Source organism: Burkholderia sp. HAN2018 (assembly GCF_024704855.1).
Taxonomy (GTDB): domain Bacteria; phylum Pseudomonadota; class Gammaproteobacteria; order Burkholderiales; family Burkholderiaceae; genus Burkholderia; species Burkholderia cepacia.
The window spans coordinates 42,596-65,744 of the sequence record NZ_QOBB01000022.1; the positions used below are offsets into that span (position 1 = coordinate 42,596).

Annotated in this window: 26 protein-coding genes; 11 read left to right on the forward strand and 15 right to left on the reverse strand. The window is 66.1% G+C overall.

Annotated elements, in window-relative coordinates; all coding sequences use genetic code 11:
• Positions 1-109 precede the first annotated feature (109 nt).
• The 3 genes from DPV74_RS07925 to DPV74_RS07935 all read left to right on the forward strand — a co-directional run bounded on the left by DPV74_RS07925 (position 110) and on the right by DPV74_RS07935 (position 2,646).
• Positions 110-424 carry a hypothetical protein gene (locus DPV74_RS07925; protein ID WP_119336921.1) on the forward strand — a complete coding sequence of 105 codons (315 nt, stop codon included), beginning with the start codon at positions 110-112 and terminating at the stop codon, positions 422-424.
• A gap of 98 nt (positions 425-522) precedes the next feature.
• Positions 523-1,437, forward strand: a complete 915-nt coding sequence (locus tag DPV74_RS07930) for a CHAD domain-containing protein (protein WP_119336922.1) — start codon at positions 523-525, stop codon at positions 1,435-1,437.
• Between the two features lie 1,041 nt (positions 1,438-2,478).
• Positions 2,479-2,646 (forward strand): hypothetical protein, encoded by a 168-nt coding sequence (locus tag DPV74_RS07935; protein WP_162922981.1) that lies wholly within the window; start codon positions 2,479-2,481, stop codon positions 2,644-2,646.
• Between the two features lie 36 nt (positions 2,647-2,682).
• Here the strand turns inward: DPV74_RS07935 and DPV74_RS07940 are convergent, their stop codons facing one another.
• The gene (locus DPV74_RS07940; RefSeq protein WP_119336924.1) at positions 2,683-3,585 is read right to left on the reverse strand and encodes a LysR family transcriptional regulator; all 903 of its coding nucleotides are present in this window, start codon (positions 3,583-3,585) and stop codon (positions 2,683-2,685) included.
• Between the two features lie 117 nt (positions 3,586-3,702).
• Here DPV74_RS07940 and DPV74_RS07945 point away from each other — a divergent pair, with 117 nt between their 5' ends.
• A complete protein-coding gene (locus DPV74_RS07945; RefSeq protein WP_119336925.1) occupies positions 3,703-4,440 on the forward strand; it encodes an SDR family oxidoreductase in 738 nt (245 codons plus the stop codon).
• 40 nt (positions 4,441-4,480) lie between these two features.
• On the forward strand, positions 4,481-5,380 hold the full coding sequence (locus DPV74_RS07950) for an SDR family oxidoreductase (protein WP_119336926.1): 900 nt from the start codon (positions 4,481-4,483) through the stop codon (positions 5,378-5,380).
• Positions 5,381-5,417: 37 nt separating this feature from the next.
• Here the strand turns inward: DPV74_RS07950 and DPV74_RS07955 are convergent, their stop codons facing one another.
• Positions 5,418-6,308 (reverse strand): alpha/beta fold hydrolase, encoded by an 891-nt coding sequence (locus DPV74_RS07955; RefSeq protein ID WP_119336927.1) that lies wholly within the window; start codon positions 6,306-6,308, stop codon positions 5,418-5,420.
• A 106-nt stretch (positions 6,309-6,414) separates the two neighbouring features.
• Here DPV74_RS07955 and DPV74_RS07960 point away from each other — a divergent pair, with 106 nt between their 5' ends.
• Positions 6,415-7,311, forward strand: a complete 897-nt coding sequence (locus DPV74_RS07960) for a LysR family transcriptional regulator (RefSeq protein ID WP_119336928.1) — start codon at positions 6,415-6,417, stop codon at positions 7,309-7,311.
• A gap of 38 nt (positions 7,312-7,349) precedes the next feature.
• Here the strand turns inward: DPV74_RS07960 and DPV74_RS07965 are convergent, their stop codons facing one another.
• From DPV74_RS07965 to copC, 4 genes are all read right to left on the reverse strand, one after another.
• The gene (locus DPV74_RS07965; RefSeq protein ID WP_119336929.1) at positions 7,350-8,288 is read right to left on the reverse strand and encodes a LysR family transcriptional regulator; all 939 of its coding nucleotides are present in this window, start codon (positions 8,286-8,288) and stop codon (positions 7,350-7,352) included.
• A 199-nt stretch (positions 8,289-8,487) separates the two neighbouring features.
• Positions 8,488-9,261, reverse strand: coding sequence for an SDR family oxidoreductase (locus DPV74_RS07970; protein WP_119336930.1), 774 nt, complete (start codon positions 9,259-9,261; stop codon positions 8,488-8,490).
• Positions 9,262-9,440: 179 nt separating this feature from the next.
• A complete protein-coding gene (locus DPV74_RS07975; RefSeq protein WP_027786684.1) occupies positions 9,441-9,941 on the reverse strand; it encodes a DinB family protein in 501 nt (166 codons plus the stop codon).
• A gap of 68 nt (positions 9,942-10,009) precedes the next feature.
• A complete protein-coding gene (gene copC, locus DPV74_RS07980; RefSeq protein ID WP_027786683.1) occupies positions 10,010-10,384 on the reverse strand; it encodes a copper homeostasis periplasmic binding protein CopC in 375 nt (124 codons plus the stop codon).
• 114 nt (positions 10,385-10,498) lie between these two features.
• Here copC and DPV74_RS07985 point away from each other — a divergent pair, with 114 nt between their 5' ends.
• Positions 10,499-11,215, forward strand: coding sequence for a pseudouridine synthase (locus DPV74_RS07985; RefSeq protein ID WP_027786682.1), 717 nt, complete (start codon positions 10,499-10,501; stop codon positions 11,213-11,215).
• Positions 11,216-11,320: 105 nt separating this feature from the next.
• Complete coding sequence (locus DPV74_RS07990) at positions 11,321-11,509, forward strand: hypothetical protein (RefSeq protein ID WP_027786681.1); 189 nt, start codon at positions 11,321-11,323, stop codon at positions 11,507-11,509.
• On the opposite strand, the gene DPV74_RS07995 is transcribed toward DPV74_RS07990, so the two are convergent.
• Positions 11,492-12,529, reverse strand: a complete 1,038-nt coding sequence (locus DPV74_RS07995; RefSeq protein WP_119336931.1) for an NAD-dependent epimerase/dehydratase family protein — start codon at positions 12,527-12,529, stop codon at positions 11,492-11,494. The genes DPV74_RS07990 and DPV74_RS07995 overlap by 18 nt on opposite strands.
• 107 nt (positions 12,530-12,636) lie before the next feature.
• Between DPV74_RS07995 and DPV74_RS08000 the strand changes: the two genes are divergently transcribed.
• The 3 genes from DPV74_RS08000 to DPV74_RS08010 all read left to right on the forward strand — a co-directional run bounded on the left by DPV74_RS08000 (position 12,637) and on the right by DPV74_RS08010 (position 15,615).
• Positions 12,637-13,668: a CDP-6-deoxy-delta-3,4-glucoseen reductase gene (locus DPV74_RS08000; protein ID WP_021160764.1), complete on the forward strand. Its 1,032-nt coding sequence runs from the start codon at positions 12,637-12,639 to the stop codon at positions 13,666-13,668.
• A gap of 293 nt (positions 13,669-13,961) precedes the next feature.
• The gene (locus DPV74_RS08005) at positions 13,962-15,146 is read left to right on the forward strand and encodes an acetylornithine transaminase (protein ID WP_027786679.1); all 1,185 of its coding nucleotides are present in this window, start codon (positions 13,962-13,964) and stop codon (positions 15,144-15,146) included.
• Positions 15,147-15,159: 13 nt separating this feature from the next.
• Positions 15,160-15,615 (forward strand): GNAT family acetyltransferase, encoded by a 456-nt coding sequence (locus DPV74_RS08010; protein ID WP_119336932.1) that lies wholly within the window; start codon positions 15,160-15,162, stop codon positions 15,613-15,615.
• A gap of 24 nt (positions 15,616-15,639) precedes the next feature.
• Here DPV74_RS08010 and DPV74_RS08015 read toward each other — a convergent pair whose 3' ends face one another.
• From DPV74_RS08015 to DPV74_RS08050, 8 genes are all read right to left on the reverse strand, one after another.
• Entirely contained in the window at positions 15,640-16,311 is a 672-nt protein-coding gene (locus DPV74_RS08015; RefSeq protein WP_119336933.1) for a DUF2278 family protein, read from the reverse strand.
• 317 nt (positions 16,312-16,628) lie between these two features.
• Positions 16,629-17,345, reverse strand: a complete 717-nt coding sequence (locus DPV74_RS08020; protein ID WP_027786676.1) for an ABC transporter ATP-binding protein — start codon at positions 17,343-17,345, stop codon at positions 16,629-16,631.
• The gene (locus DPV74_RS08025; RefSeq protein WP_021160760.1) at positions 17,345-18,121 is read right to left on the reverse strand and encodes an ABC transporter ATP-binding protein; all 777 of its coding nucleotides are present in this window, start codon (positions 18,119-18,121) and stop codon (positions 17,345-17,347) included. Before DPV74_RS08025 ends, DPV74_RS08020 begins: the two co-directional genes overlap by 1 nt.
• A gap of 24 nt (positions 18,122-18,145) precedes the next feature.
• Positions 18,146-19,315, reverse strand: a complete 1,170-nt coding sequence (locus DPV74_RS08030; protein WP_027786675.1) for an ABC transporter ATP-binding protein — start codon at positions 19,313-19,315, stop codon at positions 18,146-18,148.
• An 18-nt stretch (positions 19,316-19,333) separates the two neighbouring features.
• Entirely contained in the window at positions 19,334-20,284 is a 951-nt protein-coding gene (locus DPV74_RS08035) for a branched-chain amino acid ABC transporter permease (RefSeq protein WP_006478051.1), read from the reverse strand.
• A 211-nt stretch (positions 20,285-20,495) separates the two neighbouring features.
• On the reverse strand, positions 20,496-21,239 hold the full coding sequence (locus DPV74_RS08040) for an amino acid-binding protein (RefSeq protein WP_240439941.1): 744 nt from the start codon (positions 21,237-21,239) through the stop codon (positions 20,496-20,498).
• Positions 21,240-21,443: 204 nt separating this feature from the next.
• On the reverse strand, positions 21,444-22,424 hold the full coding sequence (gene ispH, locus DPV74_RS08045; protein ID WP_021160756.1) for a 4-hydroxy-3-methylbut-2-enyl diphosphate reductase: 981 nt from the start codon (positions 22,422-22,424) through the stop codon (positions 21,444-21,446).
• 2 nt (positions 22,425-22,426) lie between these two features.
• The gene (locus DPV74_RS08050) at positions 22,427-22,882 is read right to left on the reverse strand and encodes a peptidylprolyl isomerase (protein WP_027786673.1); all 456 of its coding nucleotides are present in this window, start codon (positions 22,880-22,882) and stop codon (positions 22,427-22,429) included.
• Positions 22,883-23,149 lie beyond the last annotated feature (267 nt).

Sequence of the window (23,149 nt, forward strand, 5' to 3'; positions counted from 1 at the left end):
TTTCTGTAAAAAATCCGATGCGTCAAGCGTCACAATTTTGAAATACCGATATGCGCCGCGAGAGCTTGCTGGCATATTGATATGACGATTGCGATTCCTCGGAGGCTTTATGGACAGCGGTTCGCTTGTTTGGGCCGGAGTGCCGCACAACAGCGATGGCGTGGTCTTTCAGGTTCGTGTTGGGCGCGGACTTCAGCGTTTTCACATCGCGCGGACGGTTCTTGAAAAGGCGCTCGATCTTGAGCGATTGGCATCCGATGCGCGACAGCTTGAATGCTTTTATGAGCAACTGAGCCCGATTCTGAGCGTCGCCCGGAAAGCGCGCTCGAAGGCCAAGGCGGATACTGTCTCGCTGAACATTGTCGATTTCTTGCGAACGAGCAAGGCGCGCGCCGGGCAGGATTCTGTGGCGGTAACGCGGTGAGCGCCATAGAGAGGTTGATAAGCGTCAAGCCTTGGAGGCTACCCTCGTCGCACACTATCCTATGACTGCGTTCACTCGGAATTTGCTAAGGTGCTGCGATGGATCTCCCGTCTTCAAGCGCAACAAAGCCTGCGTCCGAGAAAGGGCCCAATTACCGGGCGGCCGGTGCCAGCCAAAGCCTCGAAATTTCGGGCGCCACCGTCGCAGAGGCGTTCGTGCTGTCAGCGTCATCTACCGTTCGCGAAGCAGTGCGATGGGCTGCTCAACTCGATCCACAAGAAGATCCGGAGGTGTTTCATAAGTTGCGGGTTGCCCTGCGGCGCATGCGGTCGCTTTGGTGGGCATATGGTCCGTTGCTTGACAAAGGGGATGCTGCGAACTGGCGTGCCCAATTTAAAACGCTCGCCAACATTGCAGGCAAAACGCGAGACTGGGACATTTTGCAGGGGCTGCTCACCCAATACGAAGCGGCCAAGCATCCTCGCGTATCGTTGCTGATGTTCGTAGCCAGTTGTCGCAGCGACGCGGCGTTGTTCAGTTGCAAGGCGATACGAGAGGCCGATGTTAAGCACGTACTTAACCGCGCTGTCGAAAGCGCTCGGCATCAACTGACCACCTCTGCCGAGACGCCTGCATTCGAAAAGTTCATCAGGAGCCGCGTGCTTGTTGCGGAACGCGCCCTGGAAAAGCGGCTCAGGCGTGCAACATCGCACGGCGAGTCGAGCTATGCGGCGCTCCACGAAGTCCGAATTGCGGGAAAGAGATTGCGGTATCTGCTCGAGTTTTTCTCACCAGTTCTTGATATTGGCCACCGCGAGACAATCAAACGATTAAAGGCTGCCCAAGACGAGCTGGGCGAGCTGAACGACGTCGTGGCGAGCGAGGCGCTGCTTCAAGAATATGGGCCTCAATTTGGCCAGCGCGAAATAGTGGATGCGGCTGTCAGCTATCTTCACGATCAAAAAAAACGACGTGTGCACCGCGCGTACGAAACGCTACGCCATTCCCGATAGCTCGAAAATTACTCAACCAGACGAATCTGCCGTTATCAAGATGAAGCCGTCGCTTCATAGAAGGCGTGATGGATAGCGCAAGATATTCGCAGGACGCCTGTCTGGCTGACGCAACCAAGCGAGCGTCGGTTGCAGCCTGGAAGCGGTCGTTTCGGCCGAGGGCCCGAAAGTCGGCTGTGGGTCGATCTGCGCCGGTCGTGCGTCACAGGGCTGCGTGTTCGCGCTTTTGAGCAAGTGTCGAGGTAATCACCACGCCAACTAGGGCGAATAAGCCGGATGCGAGCGCGGCAAGCACTGCCGATAGCACTGCGGCGTTTGTCATGGCCAGCCCCCGAATCAGCAATCTTGTCGCGATTATGCTGCGCTTGCTCGTGCCAATCACTGACGTTATGCGATGGTTGCAAAGTAACTTTCTAGCGTAACGGCGGCTCGGGGGTGTGGGCGCGCGGGGCGTTCTTTGCGCGCAGCGTTCCAGAAGGCGGGGCAACTCTCAACGTCGTCGTACGGGCCCCATGGCTAAGCAGCCTGTCTCCAACTTTATCTCCAAGAAAATGTGTACTTTGGAGATAGACTTGGAGATAACCACAGCCTTACCAGACAAGGCTTACAGCCCGATACAACCGTCTATCTCCAAATCTCCAAATATTTTTGCTTCCGGCGGCACAGCAACGTTCCGCACGGCACGGGCCTTCGACTGATCGAGCCTACGCCGATACGCCCGTCGGTATCTTCTGAACGACCTCGCCCGAACGGCACACGCAGCAGAGCGATATGAATTCTGCGGCTGCCAGAAGCGCGGGGGGCAACTCTGGGGGCAACTCAGCAACACCCAACAAGCGATGCCCTTACACTACGGGCATCACAGAGAATTATTTCATTCCGGCCCTGGCACCAGTATTTCGCAGCGTCGTGCGCTGCATCTGTCGAAACCCGCGCAAGCTCGCCGCTTCGCGGGTTTTTTGTTTTTGCCGCACGCGCCGCAACGCGCGCCCCCGCCCAACAGTCCAAGCATCATGAGGATGCGCGGCACGGAGGCACGCCATGTCCATGCGCACGATTTCATCCCCGCTCCGCCGCCGCGTGCTCACCGTGGCGCTCGTGCTCGTGCTGGGCGGATGCGACGTCCTGACCGCGCCGCCGGTGCCTGACTGGCCGGGCCCGCACGCACCGTATCCGTTCCCGGACAACATCCCGCATCGCACCGAATGAAGCGCCGGCCGTCCTGCCGCCGGCCGCGTCTCGCGCTCAGGCCATCAGTTCGCGAACGAAGTCGAGAAACACCCTCACCTTCGCCGAGACGAGGTTTGACGCGTGGTGATACGCGTAAAGCGGAAACGTCTCGTCCGCCCATTCCGGCAACAGCAGCACCAGCCGCCCTTCAGCCAGGATGTCCCGCGCATAGAGCTCCAGCAATTGCGCAATCCCCGCGCCGCCCAGGCACGCACCGAGCAGCATGCCCGTATCGTTGACCATCAGCCGGCCGGCGGCATCGAACGGCACCACTTCCTTGCCGCGATGGAATTCCCATTCGAACGGCCGCCCCGTCACCGGGTCGCGGATCAGCACGCAACGGTGCCCGTCCGCGAGGTCGCGCGGATGCCGCGGTTCGCCATGACGCGCGACATAGGCTGTCGACGCGCAGGTGAGCACGCGCGTTTCCAGCAGCAGCCGCGCACGATACGACGACGGTTCCGGAATGCCGAATCGCACGGCCACGTCGAACCCGTCGGCGACGAGGTCGCCCATCCGGTCGCGCACGCTGATCTCGACGGACAGGTCGGGGAAGCGCTCGAGAAACTCGGCCATCTTCGGCGCCAGCACGTAGTGGCCGAAGGTCGCGTCGACATTGACGCGCAGCCGCCCCCTGACACGCGCCTTCGACTGGCCGGCGTCGATCGCCGCCTCCTCGATGCCGGCCAGCAGCGGCGCGACCGCCTCATAGAAACGCCGGCCCTCGTCGGTCAGCGTGATCGCGCGCGCCGTGCGGTTGAAGATCCGGATGCCGACGCGCTCTTCCAGCCGGGCGACGGCACGGCTCACCGCCGGCTGCGTCAATCCCATCGCTTCGCCGGCCCGCGCGAAGGTGCCGGCCTCGATCACCGCCGAAAGTACGCCGATCCCGCTCAAAAGCCTGCTGTCGAATGCCATAAGACATACTTTTAGTCATTCTTGATCTTCTTATTATTCATTATTTTTATTGGCCGAGGAAGCCTACATTAGTCCTGTCGCCGGATCGCTCGGCACTCACGAACCAAGGAGCAGGACATGAGCACATCGGAACAGGTCGCCCTCGTCACGGGTTCATCGCGCGGCATCGGCGCGGAAATCGCGCGCCAGCTCGCCCGGGACGGCTTCCGGGTCATCGTCAACTATGCCGGGAGCGCCGGCCCGGCCCGCGAAGTGGTCGACGCGATCGTCGCCGACGGCGGCCATGCCGTCGCGGTGCAGGCGAACGTCGCCGACCCGGCGGCCGTGGCCGCGCTGTTCGACGCCGCGCAAGCTGCATTCGGCAGCGTGGATGTCGTGGTCAATTCCGCGGGCGTGATGAAGCTGGCGACCATCGCCGACTGCGACGATGCGCTCTTCGACGAAACGATCGCCACCAACGTGAAAGGCACGTTCAACGTATGCCGCGAAGCGGCCAGGCGGGTGCGCGACGGGGGACGCATCATCAACCTGTCGACCAGCGTGATCGGCATGCGCATGCCGACTTACGGCGTGTACGTCGCCAGCAAGGCGGCAGTCGAAAGCCTGACGCAGGTGCTCGCGCAGGAAATGCGCGGGCGCGGCGTCCGCGTGAATGCCGTCGCGCCGGGACCGGTCGCGACCGAGTTGTTCCTGCAGGGCAAGAGCCCCGAACTCGTCGATCGGCTCGCGAAGCTGAACCCGCTCGAGCGGCTCGGCCAGCCCGACGACATCGCGCGCGTCGTCGCATTCCTCGCCGGCCCCGACGGCGCGTGGATCAACGGCCAGATCCTGCGCGCCAACGGCGGCATGTGCTGACGGGCCGCCTGCCTCGCCCCCCGCTTACCGGAGATCGATCATGAAGGAAGTCATTCTCGTCACGGGTGCGTCCAGCGGCTTCGGCCTGCTGACGGCCCAGGCGCTCGCCCGCGCCGGCCATACCGTCTACGCGTCGATGCGCGAAAGCACCGGCCGCAACGCGCCGCGCGTCGCCGCCATTGCCGCCTACGCGCAGGAACACGGGGTCGACCTGCGCACCGTCGAGCTCGACGTCGGCGACGACGCGTCCGTCGGTGCGGCCATCGATCGCGTGATCGCGGACAACGGCCGCCTGGACATCATCGTCCACAATGCCGGCCACATGGTGTTCGGTGCGGCCGAAGCGTTCACGCCCGAGCAGATCGCCCAGCTCTACGACATCAACGTCGTGTCGACCCAGCGCGTCAACCGCGCGGCGCTGCCGCACCTGCGCCGTCAGGGCCGCGGCCTGCTCGTCTGGGTGTCGTCGTCGTCCGCACGCGGCGGTACGCCGCCGTTCCTCGCCCCTTACTTCGCCGCGAAGGCCGCGATGGATTCGCTCGCGGTGTCCTATGCCGCCGAACTCGCCCGCTGGGGTATCGAGACGTCGATCGTCGTGCCGGGCGCCTTCACCCAGGGCACGAATCACTTCGCCCACGCGGGCAAGCCGGCCGATGCGGCCGTGCAGGCCGCCTACGACGACGGCCCCTATGCGGGCGTCGCCGGGCAGGCACTGCAGGGCCTCGCCGCGCTCGAACCGGCAGACGCCGATGCCGGCACCGTCGCGACGGCGATTGCCGACATCGTCGCCGCACCCGCCGGCAAGCGTCCGTACCGCGTATTCGTCGATCCGTCGCAGGACGGCGCGGAGGAAGTGTTCCGCGTCGGCGATCGCGTCCGCCGCGAGATGTTCAGGAACATCGGCCTCGCCGACCTGCTGGCCGCCCGCGTCGGCAGTTGATCCGGTGCGCGCCGGGCGCCGCGCGCGCCGGCGCGCATCAGCGCGGCCCGCAGAACCCGAGGATCGCTTCCGCAACCGCCGCCGGCGCCTCGCGCTGCGGAAAGTGGCCGACGCCGTCCAGCACCTGCCGCGCGTAGCGGCCCGTGAAGAAGCGCTCACGCCCGGCCGAGCTGTCCGGGTGATTGCAGGTATCCGCGCCGCCGTGCAGCACCAGCGTCGGCAATGCCAGCACCGGCGCGGGATTCAGGCGCGCGTCGTCATCGGCATGGGCCGGCGTGCCCGGCACGAATCCCCACCGATGCCGATACGAATGCAGGACGACGTCGATCCAGTCGGGCCCGTCGAACGCGTCTGCCGCCGCCTCGAAATCGCCATCGCGATACCAGCCCGGTGGCGACCACGTGTCCCACATCAGACGGGCAAACGCGCGGCGATCGTCGCGCAACGCCTGTTCGCCGCGCGGCGTCGCCATGAACCAGTGATACCAGTAATTGCGCGCCTGCTGCAGCGACAGCGGCTGCCCGGGGTCGTTGGTGCCGTATCCGACCGACAGCATCACGAGATGCGATGCGGCGTCATCGCGCAGCCCGCACGCGTTCGCGGCCGCCCGGGCGCCCCAGTCGTGCCCGACCAGCACGGGCCGCTCGAGACCGAGCGCATCGACGAAGTCGAGCGCATCTCGTCCGAGCGCCGCGAGCTGGCCGCTGCGCGGCACGGATGCGTCACGAAAGCGCGTCGGCGCAAAGCCGCGCAGCGCAGGCGCGAGCACGCGGTAGCCGCGCGCGGCAAGGGTCGCCGCCACGGCGTCCCAGCCGATCGGGCTGTCCGGCCAGCCGTGCAGCAGTACCGCCACGCGCTCGCCGCGCGGGTTCCATTCGAGATAGGCAATATCCAGCGACGCGGTCGTCGCATGCGCGTAGGTCGTCATCGTGCACTCCGTCGGGTCGATCCGAGTGCACGATGGTAGGCCGGTCGTTCATCACGATTCGCGGAGTATCATTGTTCATTCCTCGAGTATTGTGTTGAATCGAACCATGGAACCGCTGACCGATCCCGCGTCGACCGCGCTCGACATCACGCTGCTGCGCACCTTCCTCGAAGTCGTCGACAGCCGCGGGTTCGCGCCGGCCGCGGAACGGCTTGCGTTGACGCCGTCGGCGGTCAGCGGCCACATCAAGCGGCTCGAACAGGCGGCCGGCACGGTGCTGCTCGCGCGCACGACGCGCCGCATCGCGCTCACGCCGGCCGGAGACACGCTGTACGCGTACGCGCGCAACATCGTCGACATGGAGCGCGAAGTGCGCGCGAGGCTGCGCGGCGCGCCGGCGCACGGGCCGCTGCGGGTCGGCGCGTCGGAGGATTTCGCGGGCGCGTGGCTGCCGCACGTGCTGCGCACGTTTCGCGACCGCCACCCGCGCACGTCGATCGAACTGAAGGTCGGCATCACCGCGTCGCTGCTGCGCGAGCAGACGCTCGGCCGGCTCGACGTCGTGTTCGGCAAGCAGTGCCGGCAGGTCGACACGCCGGGCGAACTGCTGTGGGAAGAGCCGCTCGTATGGGCGTTCGCGTCGGATCGCACGCTCGACTCCGAAGGTGAGGTGCCGCTCGCGCTGTTTCCGCAGCCGTGCGTTTATCGCGAAGCCGCCGTCGCGGCACTCGCCGCCGCGCTGCGCCCGTTTCGCGTGCTGTTCGAGAGCGGCAGCATGGCCGGCTGCGTGTCGGCCGCGCTCGCCGGCTTCGCGGTCACCGCGCTGGCGCGCAGCCAGCTGCGCGACGACTTGCGCGAATGCGGGCCGCAAGACGGTCTGCCGGCGTTGCCGGCCGCACGCTTTTACGCGTTCGCGGCAAAACCGGACGGCGCGGGGGCGGCGTTGATCGATGCAGTGCGGGATACCGGGCGCAGCCGGCGGTTCGCGGCGCTGCCCGGCTGAACCCGGCGCGGCGGCACGCGACGCGAACCGCGCGCCGGTCAGTCGCCCTCTCCGCCCTCCCGGTCCTCCCCGCCCCTCGTCAGCGCGCTCGCCATCAGCTCGCCGAACCACTCGACGAATGCATTGAGCCGGCGCGAACGATGGCGCCGGTGCGGATACACGGCCGACACGTCCATCGGCGCGGCCCGATGGCCCGGCATCACCTCGACCAGCGCCCCGCTGTCGAGCAGATGCTCGACATCGAAGCGCGGAATCTGGATCAGCCCCATCCCGGCGATGCAGCTGGCGATATAGGTTTCGGCGTTGTTGACGATCACGCGGCTCGGCAGCGTGAGGGTGTACCGCTGGCCGTCCGAGCAGTATTCCCAGTCGAGTTCACGCCCGGTCGTCGGCGACGCATAACCGATCGCCCAGTGTCCGTGCGCGAGCGCATCCGGATGCTCGGGCACGCCGCATTCGCGCAGGTAGTCGGGGCTCGCGCAGTTGATCAGCGTGAACTGCCCGAGCGGCCGCACGACGAGACTGCTGTCCGCGAGCCGCCCGACGCGGATCGCGCAGTCGACGCCCTCCTGCACCAGATCGATCGACCGATCCGTCGAGCCGAGCGACAGTTGCAGCTTCGGGTGACGGCGAAACAGCGACGGCAGCGCGGGCGCCACCATGCGCCGCGCGATCCGGCTCGGCACGTCGACGTTCAGCCGGCCGATCACGTCGCGGTCGCGGCGGCGGAACAGGCGGTCGAGTTCGTCGGCTTCCGCGAGCAGGCGCCGGCCGCGTTCGAGCAGCAACGCGCCGTCGGCAGTCAGCTGCACCTGGCGCGTCGTGCGATGCAGGAGGCGCGTGCCGAGCCCCGTCTCGAGCTGCTGGACGGCCGCCGACACGGTCGCGCGCGGCACGTCGAGTGCGTGTGCGGCCTTGATGAAGCTGCCCATCTCGGCAACCTGCAGGAAGATTCTGACCTGATCCAGCTTGTCCATCGGCAGGGAGCGTAGGTTCGGAAGCGCGTCGTCGCCGGATGTCGCGCGTCGCGGCAAGGTCCGGCGGCACAGAAAAACGGGCGCGCAGCCGCGAGGCCGCGCGCCCGTCCATTGTCCACGCAAACGCGCCATTGCGGTGCACGCCGCACCCCGCGACGTCCGCCGAAGCGGCGCGTTGCCCGAACGATTACTTGGTCGATTACTTGGTCGTGTAGCCGCCGTTGATCAGGATCGTCTGGCCCGTGATCCACCAGCCGTCGGTGACGAGATGGCGAATGAACGGCACGACGTCCTCGATGTCGGTCAGGCCCGTCTTGCTGAACGGCGACAGCGCGGCCGCCGTCTTGTGATACGCGACCGCATCGGCGCCCTCGGCCGGATAGAAGAACGGCGTGTCCATCGGACCCGGCCCGACGGCCGTCACCGAGATCCCGCGCGCGCCGTATTCCTTCGACGCCGCACGCGTGAAATGCTCGACCGGCGCCTTCGATCCTTCGTACGCCGCATAGAACGGCGTGAACGCGCCGAGCAGCGACGTCACGAGCGTGACGAGTTTGCCGTGATCCTCGAGGTGCCGCCCCGCTTCCTTGATGAAGAAGAACGCCGACTTGCTGTTGACCGCGAACATCTCGTCGTACTCGGCCTCGCTGATCTCGGTGAACGGCTTCTTCAGCACCTTGCCGACCGTGTTGATCGCGATGTCGATCTTGCCGAAGCGCTGTTTAGCGTCGTCGAACAGCTTCTCGACCGCGGCGGCCGTCGTCAGGTCGCCCTGGAACGTGGCAGCCTCCGCGCCGGCCGCGCGCACCGCGGCGGCCGTCTCCTCGGCCTGTGCCTGAGATGCGGCGCTGTTGTAATGAATTGCCACTGCCTTCGCGCCGTGGCTCGCCAAATCCCGGGCGATCAGGCCGCCGAGATTCTTTGCGCCGCCTGCGATCAGGACGACCTTGTCTGCGAGCGAATGAATTGCCACGGTGGACTCCTTTTCTCGATGAACGAATCCTGGAGTGTAGGCACGCGCGACGCACCGGTCAGCCGGTCGCGGCTGGATGGATTATCCAGAAAATCGATCCAATTGCCGCAAGGTAATGTGGCCTGCCGCACCGACAAGATTTCCGGAATCACCGATCGATGCCGCGGATGCCGGCCGGCTCAGCGCGCGTACAGCGCCGCGTCGATCTTGCCGAGCAGCCATTGCATGCCGGCCAGATGCTGCTGGTCGTGGCTGCACAGGTAGTGGACGAGCCCGCGCACGGTCAGCGAGCCGTAACCGTCGAACGCCCCGGTGCGTGCGAGCTGCTCGGGCGTGAGGCGCGACACGAGGTCCAGCGTCTCGCGCCGTGCTTCGCGGATCGCCGCGAGCACGTCGGACGCATACGCGTCGTTGTAGCGGCGCTCGATCGCGAGCGCGTCGCCATCGATCGACACGAGCAGCGGCCGGTCTTCCTCGAGCATCCGCCGCAGCCGCACGTGATAACCGTCGGTCTCGATGTCGCGCACGTGGCAGAGCTGTCCGAGCGGCGAAAAGTGCTCGCTCGGGATTCCGGCCCAGTCGTCGGGCGTCCAGCGCGCGTAGCCGTCGGGGACGGCCGCGAAATGAGCTTCGAGCTGACGGGGAAAATCGGCGAGTGCGTCGAGCGTCGTCGGATTCATGCGGGACTCCCTGTCGAATGGAGGCGACGGCAGCCCTGGCACGGGCCTGCCGTCGCCGTTGCGTCACGTCACTTCACGCTGAAGCCGTACGCGCCCTGCGTGCGGTGCCCGTCGGTCGCGACGGCCACCCATTTCACCGTATAGGCGCCCGTGCCGACCGCCGTGAGCGGCACCGTCATCCGCTTGCGGTTCGACGCGTCGATGCGCGCACGGCCGTCCGACACCGTCTTGCCGTTGCCGTCGACGACGACGATCGAGCTGAACGCCGGCTCCAGCGGCTCGGTGAAGTCGATCGTGACGGCAGCCGGTGCGGCGGCCACCGCCGCGCCCGCCGCCGGGTCGCTCTTCGCGAGATGCGCGTGCGCGAACGCAACCGACGAGACGGTTGCGGCGAGGATGACGGCGGCAGCCTTGCGGCCGAACGGGAACGAAGCGAAAGGCATGGACTTTCCGTGAAGAATGAACGGGCGCCGCACCCCGCGCGGCGTACCGGCAGCTTACCAGCGCATGCGGGTTCACGCCGGCCGCGCGCCGCCGCTTGATAGAATGCGCGCGCTATGGATCTCGAAAGCATTCTCTACACCCAGGGCTTCGGCTCGCGCCGCCAGTGCCGCGGCCTGATCGAAGCGGGCCGCGTCAGCGTGGCGGGCGCGCGCGCGGCCGACCCCGACGCCGCGTTCGATACCGACGGCCTTGTGTTCTCGGTCGACGATACGGCGTGGCCGTTCCACGCGCGCGCGTATCTCGCGCTCAACAAGCCGGCCGGCTACGAGTGTTCGCGCGATCCGCAACACCACGCGAGCGTGTTCAGCCTGCTGCCCGCGCCGCTCGTCGCGCGCGGCGTGCAGTGCGTCGGACGTCTCGACCAGGACACGACGGGCCTGCTGCTGCTGTCGGACGACGGCCAGTTCGTGCACGCGTACACGTCGCCGAAGCGCAAGGTGCCGAAGACCTACGTGGCCACCGTGCGCCATCCGCTCGACGATGCGCAGCTGAATGCGCTGCGCACCGGCGTGCAGCTGCACGGCGAGCCGAAGCCGATCGCGGCGGTCGCCGCCGACGCGCGCGCACCGCACGCGCTCGCGCTGACCGTCCTCGAAGGCAAGTATCACCAGGTCAAGCGCATGGTCGCGGCGGCGAGCAATCGCGTCGAAGCGCTGCATCGCGAAAGCATCGGCGGCTTCGCGCTGCCGGGCGATCTCGCACCGGGTGCGTGGCGCTGGCTCGATGACGCCGACCTTTCAGCGCTGCGCAATTCCGTCGAAACCCTGTAAGGGAAAATCCGCACGATCGTTCGACGTCCGGCCGCATCCCTGCCGCATGTTCCCCCGCTATACTGAAATGACAAGCTGTACGAGCAGCGATGCAGGGGAGACATCATGAACATCAACCATACTTTCGAACTGTCGTACATGATGATCGCGTTCGCGGTCATCGGTGTCATCGTGATCGGCGGCCTGCTGGCCGCGATGCACCTGAAGCACAAATATCATCCGAACCTGATTGGCGCGCTGATCGGCGCGCTGTTGTGCTTCCTGCTGATCGAGGCATTACCGGCGCTGACCTGACGCGCCGCCCGGCGCGAGCGTTTGAAGGAAATCGTCTACGGTCGGATACCGCAACGTCACGCACAATTCGGCCTTGAGCCGTGCGTTGGACAGGCGCCGCGACTCGCGCATGAACGACAGCAGGGTCGGTTCGAGCTGACGCTCGGCGTCCGCGCGGCTGACGCGTGGCGGCCTCGGCAGGCCCAGCGCCTGCGCGACCCGGTCGAAATACTCCCCCATCCGCAGTTCGCTGTCGTCCGACGCGTGCACGGCGCGCGCCGGCTTGCCGCGTTCGGCCGCGCGGCGCAGGATCGCCGCGAGATCGTCCGCGTGGATGTGGTTCGTGTAGACGTCGTCGGCCGGCTCGAGTGCCGGCGTGCCGCGCTCGAGCCGTGCGACCGGCAGGCGGTTCGCCGCGTAGATGCCCGGAATGCGCACGATGCGCGCGGACAGCACGCCGCGCACCGTCGCCGCGCGCAGTTGCCGCTCGGCCGACACGCGTCGGAACGCGCGCGGATTCGCGGGACGCAAGGGCTGCGTCTCGTCGATGCGCGCGCCGCCGCAGTCGCCGTATACGCCCGTCGTGCTCGCGTAGACGAGCCTCGGCGCGCGAAGGCCGTCGGGTACAATACGCGCTCCCCGAACGGGTGCGCCGGCCTGCCGTGCAGCGGTGCGCAGCGTTCGGAGCCGGCCGACCGCCGGTGCCGGCGGAGTCGATGGACGACGCGCGGGCACGGTCGTTGCGGCGATCAGCGCACGCGTGCGCCGGTCGTCGCGGCCGTCGGATTGCGGCGGCGCGAGATGCAGGATCGTGCGGGCCAGGCCCGCAAGGCGGCCGAGCGTCGCCCGGCGATCGAGATCGCCGACGATCGGCGTCGCGCCCGCGGCACGCAGTTCGTCGCGGCGGGCCGGGTGGCTCGTCAGCGCGAAGATCCGCAGGTTGCGATGCGTGTCGCGCCATTGCGCAACGCAGCGCATGCCGACGTCGCCGCAGCCGACGATCAATGCGCGCGGCCGGCGCAGGATTCGAGTCGCGATCATGTTGGTTGCGAAATCAGTAGCCACCGTTGCGCGACGCGCAACGGGCTTGCATTGTAGCTGCCGTGCTCGACATGCACGGTCCCCACATTTTGTTCTAGTTTGGTTCTATGGCATTCAACGTCACTCTCAAGCAAAGCGGCCGGCAATTCCAGGTCGAGTCGGATGAAACCGTGCTGGCGGCTGCGCTGCGCCAGAACGTCCATCTGCCGTACGGCTGCAAGAACGGCGCGTGCGGCTCCTGCAAGGGCCAGATCGTGTCGGGCCAGATCGAACAGGGCCCGCACGCCGCGTCGGCGCTGTCCAACGACGAGCGCACGCGCGGCCTCGCGCTGCTGTGCTGCTCGAAGGCGCAGTGCGATCTCGAAATCGACGTGCGCGAAATCGCCGGCGTCGACGGCGTGCAGGTCAAGAAGCTGCCGTGCCGGATCGCCGCGCTCGAGCGCAAGGCCGACGACGTGATGGTCGTGAAGCTGCAGTTGCCCGCCAACGAACGCCTGCAGTATCTCGCGGGCCAGTACGTCGAGTTCATCCTGAAGGACGGCTCGCGCCGCAGCTACTCGATGGCGAACGCGCCGCACGAGGAAGGCCCGATCGAGCTGCACATCCGCCACATGCCGGGCGGCAAGTTCACCGACCACGTGTTCGGCGCGATGAAGGAGCGTGACATCCTGCGCTTCGAGGGCCCGCTCGGCACGTTCTTCCTGCGCGAGGATTCCGACAAGCCGATCGTGCTGCTCGCATCGGGTACGGGCTTCGCACCGATCAAGGCGATCATCGAGCACGTGAAGCACACGGGCATCACGCGCCCGATGACGCTCTACTGGGGCGCGCGCCGCAAGAAGGACATCTACCTCGACGAGCTCGCCGAGCAGTGGGCACGCGAGATCCCGAACTTCAAGTACGTGCCGGTGCTCTCCGAGCCGGACGCCGGCGACCAGTGGACGGGCCGCACCGGCTTCGTCCATCGCGCCGTGATCGAGGATCTGCCTGACCTGTCGGGCTACCAGGTGTACGCGTGCGGCGCGCCGGTGATGGTCGAATCCGCGCAACGCGACTTCACGCAGCACCACGCGCTGCCGGCCGACGAGTTCTACGCCGACTCGTTCACGAGCGCCGCCGATCTCGCGCATCCGGTCTGACACCCGCGCACCCGCGTCCCGCGTTGCGCACCGCGATGTCACATCCGTGGCATCGCGGCGGTTTACAGTGAGGCGCGGGATGCCTTATGCTTGCGCACATGAACTGCTTCCTGTCCGCCCTTCGACGTCGCCGCTCGCCGCTCCGCCCGGATGCCGCAGGCTCGTCACGGACTCGCGCGTAACCCCCACACCGCCTCACCGGTTACGCACAAGCTGTTCGACCCACCAGCCACGGCCTTCCGTGGCTTTTTTATTGCCTGTTTCCCTTTCAACGCCCGCTGGAGTCTGCTGCCATGCCCCTGAACGATTATCCGATCGACTCGCTGATGTACATCACGAACCGCCCCGACATCGTGTTTACGCACGGCAAGGGTTCGTGGCTCTACGATCACACGGGCAAGCGCTATCTGGACTTCATCCAGGGCTGGGCCGTCAACAGCCTCGGCCACTGCAACGACGGCATCGTCGAAGCGCTGAAGACCCAGGCGGAAAAGCTGCTGAACCCGTCGCCCGCGTTCTACAACGAACCGATGGCGAAGCTCGCGGGCCTGCTCACGCAGCACAGCGTGTTCGACAAGGTGTTCTTCACGAACAGCGGCGCGGAGGCAAACGAAGGCGCGATCAAGCTCGCGCGCAAGTGGGGCCGCAAGTTCAAGAACGGCGCCTACGAGATCATCACGTTCGACCACAGCTTCCACGGCCGCACGCTCGCGACGATGTCGGCCAGCGGCAAGCCGGGCTGGGACACGATCTACGCACCGCAGGTGCCGGGCTTCCCGAAGGCCGAGCTCAACGACATCAACTCGGTCGAGAGGCTGATCACCGACAAGACCGTCGCAGTGATGCTCGAGCCGATCCAGGGTGAAGGCGGCGTGATTCCGGCGACGCGCGAATTCATGCAGGCGCTGCGCGCGCTGACGAAGCAGCACAACCTGCTGCTGATCGTCGACGAGGTGCAAAGCGGCTGCGGCCGCGCGGGCACGCTGTTCGCGTACGAGCTGTCCGGCATCGAGCCGGACGTCATGACGCTCGCGAAAGGCATCGGCGGCGGCGCCCCGCTCGGCGCGCTGCTGTCGAAGGCCGAGGTCGCGGTGTTCGAGGCCGGCGACCAGGGCGGCACGTACAACGGCAACCCGCTGATGACGGCGGTCGGCTATTCGGTGATCTCGCAGCTCGTCGCGCCCGGCTTCCTCGAAGGCGTGCGCGCGCGCAGCGAATACCTGAAGCGCAAGCTGCTCGAGCTGTCGGAAGAGCGCGGTTTCGAAGGCGAACGCGGCGAAGGCCTGCTGCGCGCGCTGCTGCTCGGCAAGGACATCGGCCCGCAGATCGTCGAGAAGGCACGCGACATGCAGCCCGACGGCCTGCTGCTGAACGCCGCGCGGCCGAACCTGCTGCGCTTCATGCCCGCACTGAACGTGACGACCGAAGAGATCGACCAGATGATGGCGATGCTGCGGTCGGTTCTCGACACGCTCTGAGGAGAGCCCGCCGATGGATGCCGCCGCCGATGCTGTCGCAATCCGCCCGTTCGAACACGCCGACACCGATGCCGTGCTCGCGGTATGGCGCGACGCGTTCCCGCAGTACGACGAAGCCGGTGCGCCGCCGCACCGCGATCCGATGCGATCGATCGAGCTGAAGCTCGCGACGCAGCCGGAGCTGTTTTTCGTCGCGACCAGCGGCGCACGCGTCGTCGGCACGCTGATGGCGGGTTTCGACGGACATCGCGGCTGGCTCTACTCGTTCGGCGTATCGAACGACGCGCGGCGGCTCGGCATCGGCCGCGCGCTGATCGCGCATGCAGAACGCGCGCTCGCCGCGCGCGGCTGCCTGAAGATCAACCTGCAGGTGCTGCCGGGCAACGACGACGCGTGCCGCTTCTACGCGGCGCTCGGCTACCGCGTCGAGGAACGCATCTCGTTCGGCAAGACGCTGCCGGCCGCATGACGCGAAAGCCGGCCGCCGGCGATCTCAGCGCGTGATCGGCCCCGCGCCCGGCAGCGGATTGCCGAGCGCGTCGGTCGGCACGGCCTGCTGCTCGAACGCGGCGAAATATGCGGCCCACTGCGTGTCGCTCACGCGCACGATCAGCGCGCCGTCCTGCCAGATGTCGTTGTGGTCGTTGTGGTCGTCGCCCGCACGGTGCACGTAGTTCGAGCCGGTCGAACCCTGGTTCATGTGCGTGTCGTGGATGCCGTTGCCTTCGGCATACGAGCGGCCGAACACGACGACGTCGAGCCCCTGCGACTGCGCGGCGTTCACGAGCCGCAGCAGCGACGGGATCGGCTCCGGATTCTCCGTGCCGTCCATCACGGCGCTCGCGCGCCACGCTCCCGTTTCGTTCAGGATGTCGCTGCGCAGGTAGTCGAGCGCGGGCAATGCGGCCTGCCCCGTCAGGTCGGTATAGCCTTCGGCCGCGGCCGCGAGCGTCTGCGTGATCGGGTGGTGGAAATCGTAGACGAGCTTGTAGTTCAGCAAGTCGTCCGCGTCGCTGGTGCCGACGTTGATCGCGACGTCCCAGTTGCCGCCCGGCAACGCCAGCGTCAGGTGGATGTGATACTGGATCTCGCTGCCGTGCGGCGAGCCCTTCAGCTTCGCCACCGATGTCACCTTCGCCTTCACGAAACCGTAGCCCAGACTCATGCGTGCTCTCCGTGTCCCGATGAGCCGTCGATGCTACACGGCCCGTGTGTCGGTTTGCAGGCGACCGACTTCGGGCGACCGGCTTCGGGCGACCGGCTTCGGGCGACCGGCTTCGGGCGGCCCTGCCCCATCGTTCCCGCGTCGCGTGCGCGGCGCAACAGTCGAATGGAGTCGCGCCCGCACGCACAAGTTCGCCCCGGATCGCATGACACGAAAAAAAAGGCTGTCACGGCATCCCGTGACAGCCTTTCGACAGCCCGTGTGCGACGCGCCCGGCACCTGCCGTCGCACGCCACCGGGCCCGCTCATTCACTCACTCATTCACCGAGATACGCGGCCCGCACCTTCGGATCGTCGAGCATCTGCTTCGCATCGCCTTCCATCGTGACCGTGCCCGAATCCATCACGTAGCCGCGGTCGGCCGCCTGCAGCGCGAGGCGTGCGTTCTGCTCGACGAGCAGCACCGTGATGCCCTCCTTCGAGATCTCGCGCACCACTTCGAAGATCTTCTCGACCATGATCGGCGACAGGCCCATCGACGGCTCGTCGAGCAGCAGCAGCTTCGGCTTCGACAGGATCGCGCGCGACATCGCCAGCATCTGCTGCTCACCGCCCGACAGCGTGCCCGCGAGCTGCGTCGCACGCTCCTTCAGACGCGGGAAGAAGCCGAACATGCGGTCGACGTCCTTCTTGATCTGCTCGGTGTCGTTGCGCAGGTACGCGCCCATCTGCATGTTCTCGACGATCGACATCCGCGCGAAGATCCCGCGACCTTCCGGCACCATCGCGAGGCCGCGCTTGAGCAGCTCGTGGGTCGGCACGCCCTTGATCGACTTGCCGTCGTACTCGATGTCGCCTGCCGAATACGGCTTGAGACCCGTGATCGCCTTCATCGTCGTGGTCTTGCCTGCGCCGTTCGCGCCGATCAGCGTCACGAGCTCGCCCTGACGGACTTCCATGTCAACGCCCTTGACGGCCTGGATGCCGCCGTAGTTGACCTGCAAGCCCTTGATTTTCAACATTGCCGCTGCCATCAGTGCACCCCTGCGCCGAGATATGCCTCAATCACCTTCGGATTCTTCTGCACGTCCTGCGGCAGACCCTCGGCGATCACCTTGCCGTAATCGAGCACCGTCATCCGGTTGCACAACCCCATCACGAGCTTCACGTCGTGCTCGATCAGCAGAATCGTGCGGCCGTCCGAGCGGATCTTGTCGAGCAGGCGCGTGAGTTCGACCTTTTCGGTCGCGTTCATCCCGGCCGCCGGCTCGTCGAGCGCGAGCAGCTTCGGGTCGGTCGCCAGCGCGCGCGCGATCTCGAGACGGCGCTGGTGGCCGTACGAGAGGTTGCGCGACGTGTAGTCGGCGTACTGCAGCACACCGACGTATTCGAGCAGCTCGATCGCGCGTTCCTTGATCTCGCGCTCTTCCTGGCGTTCGGCCGGCGTCTGGAACACCGCGCCGAGCAGCCCGTGCTTGGTACGCACGTGGCGGCCCACCATCACGTTCTCGAGGGCCGTCATCCCGCCGAACAGGCGGATGTTCTGGAACGTGCGCGCGATGCCCGTCTTCGCGACCTGGTGCACCGCGGTCGGCTTGTATTCCGAGCCGTCGAGCTTGAACTCGCCGGAGTCCGGCGTGTAGAGGCCCGTGATCACGTTGAAGAACGTCGTCTTGCCGGCGCCGTTCGGGCCGATCAGCCCGTAGATCTCGCCTTCCTTGATCTCGAGGCCGACGTCGGACAGCGCCTGCAGGCCACCGAAGCGCTTGTTCACGCCCTTGACGGACAGTCGGATTTGCTTGTCGCTCATGTGTATATCCCCTGTGTCCGTAGGTTAAGCGCGCACCGGCTTCTTGCTGTTGCGCTTCGCCAGTTTCGCGATCTTGTCCTCATGCTTCGGCGCGGGCCACAGGCCTTCCGAGCGGTACAGCATGATGACCACCATCGCGAGGCCGTACAGCGCCTGACGGATCACTTCCGTATCGACGACGTCGTGACCGAACAGCGCGTGCTGCAACGGGCTCATCGTCGAGCGCAGGAATTCCGGGAAGATCGCGAGCAGCACCGCGCCCAGGATCACGCCCGGGATGTGGCCCATGCCGCCGAGCACCACGCAGGCGAGCACGACGATCGATTCCCAGAACGTGAACGACTCGGGCGACACGAAGCCCTGGAACGCACCGAACATCGCGCCCGACAGGCCGCCGAACGACGCGCCCATCGCGAACGCGAGCAGCTTCACGTTGCGGGTGTTGATGCCCATCGCCTTCGCCGCGATTTCGTCTTCGCGGATGGCTGCCCAGGCACGACCGATACGCGAGTGCTGCAGGCGCGTACACACCCAGATCACCAGCAGCGAGCACAGCACGAACAGGTAGTAATACATGTAGACCGACGGCAGCTGCAGGCCGAACAGCGAGTGCGTCTGCGACAGGTTGAAGCCGCCGACGTGCACCGGATCGATGCCCGTGATCCCCTTCGGGCCGTTGGTGATGTTCACCGGACGGTCGAGGTTGTTCATGAAGATCCGGACGATTTCACCGAAGCCCAACGTCACGATCGCCAGGTAGTCGCCGCGCAGGCGCAGTGTCGGCGCGCCGAGCAGGATCCCGAAGGTCGCCGCCAGCGCCATCGCGATCGGCACGATGATCAGGAACGGGATGTGCAGGCCGTTCGGCGCGAGCGCCGCGATCCACTCGAACTGCGAGGTCAGGTGCGGCGAGCTCAGCAATGCCGCCGTGTACGCGCCCACCGCGTAGAACGCGATGTAGCCGAGGTCGAGCAGGCCGGCGAAGCCGACCACCACGTTCAGGCCCAGCGCGAGCATCACGTACAGCATCGCGAAGTCGAGCACGCGGACCCAGTAGTTGCCGCCGGCCGAGCCGATGATGATCGGCGCGGCGATCACGAACGCAGCGGTCAGGATGCCGATGATGACGGTCTTGGCGGTGTTGCGCTCTTCGACGAGCGACGTCGAGGATTCAATCGGTTGAATGGATGTCATGTTGTTTGCTCCCTTCCGTTACGCGCGATCCGCGACACGTTCGCCCAACAGGCCGGACGGACGGAACACCAGCACGATGATCAGCACGACGAAGGCGAACACGTCCTGGTAGTTACTGCCGAAAACACCGCCCGTGAGGTTGCCGATGTAGCCGGCCCCGAGCTGCTCGATCAGGCCGAGCAGCACGCCGCCGACCATTGCGCCGCCGAGGTTGCCGATCCCGCCCAGCACCGCGGCCGTGAATGCCTTCATGCCGGGGATGAAGCCCATGTAGAAGTGCACGTTGCCGTATTCGGACGCGATCATCACGCCGGCCAGCGCGGCGAGCGCGGAGCCGATCATGAACGTCGCCGAGATCACGAAGTTCGGGTTCACGCCCATCAGGCTCGCGGTGTTCGGGCTTTCGGCGATCGCGCGCATCGCGCGGCCGAGCTTGGTCTTGTGCACGAGCAGCAGCAGGCCGCCCATCACGATGAACGCCACCGCGATGATCACGATTTCAGTAACCGAGATCACGGCGCCGGGCGTCGTGTCGGTCGCCTTGATCACGTTGATCGGATCGGTCGGCAGCAATTGGGGGAACGGCAGCGGGTTGCGCGACCAGATGATCATCGCGGCGGTCTGCAGCAGGATCGACACGCCGATCGCGGTGATCAGCGGGGCGAGGCGCGGTGCGCGGCGCAGCGGCCGGTATGCGACCCGCTCGATCGTGAAGCCGACGAACGCACAGACGACGGCGGCGATGCCCAGGCCGATCGTCAGCGTCGCGACGTTGCCGAGTCCGGGGAAATGGTTCTGCAGCACGGTGATGGCCGACAAGGCGACCATCGCGCCGATCATCAGCACGTCGCCGTGCGCGAAGTTGATGATGCCGAGAATGCCGTACACCATCGTGTAGCCCAACGCGATGATGGCGTAGACACTGCCGAGCACCAGCCCGTTGAGAACCTGCTGGACGAAAATATCCATTTAAAGCTCCTTGGCCCGTGCTGCCGGAGGACGGTGCGCCCCGCGGGTAAGCGAGGAATCGCGCCTTCTCGGCGACACTGCGGGTACTAGTCGATACCGGTAAGGGTGGATCGTCCCGGCGCGCGCCGCCCGGCCTGTACGGCCGGACTTGCCGCCGGAGCGGATACAGAAACGGCACCGCACTGTTCCGGTGCCGTCATGAGTCCCGTCGCTAAATCGTCACGACATCGAGGACGGTGTTCGTGGCCTCCTTGAAGTCGTAGGGCAGCATGCCGAGACGGCCATCGTCCGGTTGCCCGGCATCCGTGCCTTTTCCCGTCCGGTGCGAGGCGAGCCCCGCATCCGGGCAGATCGGATTCCGTGTCGCGCCGCCCCGCAAGGCACCGCGAACGCCGCGCCCGACATTCGTCAGGACTGCGTCGGAATCCATCGTACGAATCAGGCCGCGCGCCGCGACACCATTGCTCGCGGCAACACGCTGTTTCGTCGAATCGAAATGAAAGGGGGCCAGCGACATCGGCACGCTGCCCGCAGCGCCGGGCACCATGGCCGGCCTGCGTCGATCGGCGCGCACGGTCGCTGTCACGCCACGACCGGCGGCTTGCTGCATTGCAACCTGCGTGCCCGCTGCTTGACCGTTCGCCAGGCCAAGCGCGTTGATTTCCTCGATCGCCAAACGTGCCCCGTTTTCTTTGTCCTTGCCCAATTGCGCGATGCGGCACGCGAACGGTGCCGCACGAACGGTTCCGGCGACGCGCACGCCGCTGGCCGACGGTGCCGCGAACACCGCAGCCTCCCTCCCCGCCCCGCCGTCGCTCTTTTTGCTGCAACCGGCAAGCATTGCAACCGGTGCGGCGACGGACACGGCGTAAGCCAACTTCACATGCATCGAATGGTCTCCCGCGCCTTGCCAAAACCCGATTTCAAAGCCATTCAGGCCTGAAAACGGGCGCATTGTAACTCCATTTATAGGACGCCAATAATCCTGATTCGATGGGGTTTTCCTGCATTGCAACCAATTTTGAGAGACGCTTGAAAACGACAGGAGCAACCCGGTTGCACCATGAATGCGGAGAATGGTTGCGATTGCAATTCCAACGGGTAAAAAAAAGCGCGCCGGGAGGCGCGCTTCGGTGTGTCCGCAGGTGCGCTGCGTCAATCACGCAGCGGGCGGCAGGTTCAACCCGCGCGGCAGCGGAAACGACACGTTTTCCTCGATGCCTTCGAGCGCGCGGACGTTGCGCACACCGAGCTCGCGCAGGCGCGCGATCACGGCCTGGGCGAGCACTTCGGGTGCCGACGCGCCGGCCGTCACGCCGATGCGGCGCTTGCCCGCGACCCATGCCGGGTCGATCTGGTCAGGTGCATCGACCATGTAGGCGTCCACGCCGCGCTTCTCGGCCACTTCGCGCAGGCGGCTCGAATTCGAGCTGTTCGGGCTGCCGACGACGATCACGACGTCGCATTGCGGCGCCATGAACTTCACTGCGTCCTGGCGGTTCTGCGTCGCGTAGCAGATGTCCTGCTTCTTCGGCTCGCGGATTTTCGGATACTTGGCCTTCAACGCGCCGATGATCTCGGCTGCATCGTCGACGGACAGCGTCGTCTGCGTGACGAGCGCGATGCGCTCGGGATCGGCGAGCTCGAGCTTCTGCACGTCCTCGACGCTCTCGACGAGATGCATGCCGCGCTCGACCTGCCCCATCGTGCCTTCGACTTCCGGATGGCCCTTGTGGCCAATCATCACGATATCGACGCCGTCCTGGCGCATCTTCGCCACTTCGACGTGCACCTTCGTGACGAGCGGGCAGGTTGCGTCGTAAATGCGCAACCCGCGCACGTCGGCCTCGTCGCGCACGGCCTTCGACACGCCGTGCGCACTGAAGATCACGGTATTGCCGGCCGGCACTTCCTCGAGTTCCTCGACGAAGATCGCGCCTTTCTTCTTCAGATCCTCGACCACGTACTTGTTGTGGACGATTTCGTGACGAACGTAGATCGGCGCACCGTGCATCGCGATTGCGCGCTCGACGATCTCGATCGCGCGATCGACACCCGCGCAAAAACCGCGCGGCTGGGCCAGCAGGATTTCGGCGTCGGCTGCGACGGTCTGCCCGGACAGCGTATCGGTGGTGCTCATGATTACAGGATTCCGATGATTTTCACTTCGAACGTGAGCGCTTGGCCCGCGAGCGGATGATTGAAGTCGAACAGTGCCGAGGTTTCGCTGACTTCCTTCAGCACCCCCGCGTACCGGCCGCCGTCCGGCGCATTGAACTCGATCAGTTCGCCCGGCGTGAAATCGTCGCCGACCATCCCGTTCTCGCGCAGCGTCGACAGCGTGACGCGCTGGAGCATGTCGGGATTGCGGGGACCGAACCCCTGTTCGGGCGTTAGCTGAAAAGTCGAATGGTCGCCGACCCTGAGCCCGATCAGAATCTGTTCCAGCGACGGCGCCAGTTGCCCCGCGCCGAGCAGCAGCGTGGCCGGCTTGTCGGTGAAGGTGTTGACGATGTCGGCGCCGTCGGCCAGTGCCAGCCGGTAATGCAACGTGACGTGGGAACCGGGCTTCACTTCGGATAGATCGATGAGGCTCATGAATTACTCGTTCGGTCGGCGCCCGATACGGCCGAAAGGCCCGGCGCAAAGCCAATATTGTAAGTCACCTGAGCGCGCAAGGCGGAAAGTGCGACGACGTCGCGCACACCGCCCGCCGCCAATGGAGTTTCGAGCATGCTGTCACCCTGCCTCACCCCGCCGCCCGTCGAATGCCGCGACACCGCCGATCTGCCTGCCGCTCCGCCCGGCCGCGGCCTCCCGATCCGCCGGCGCAAGCGCCGCCCGCGCGACTGGCGGCCCGAGCGG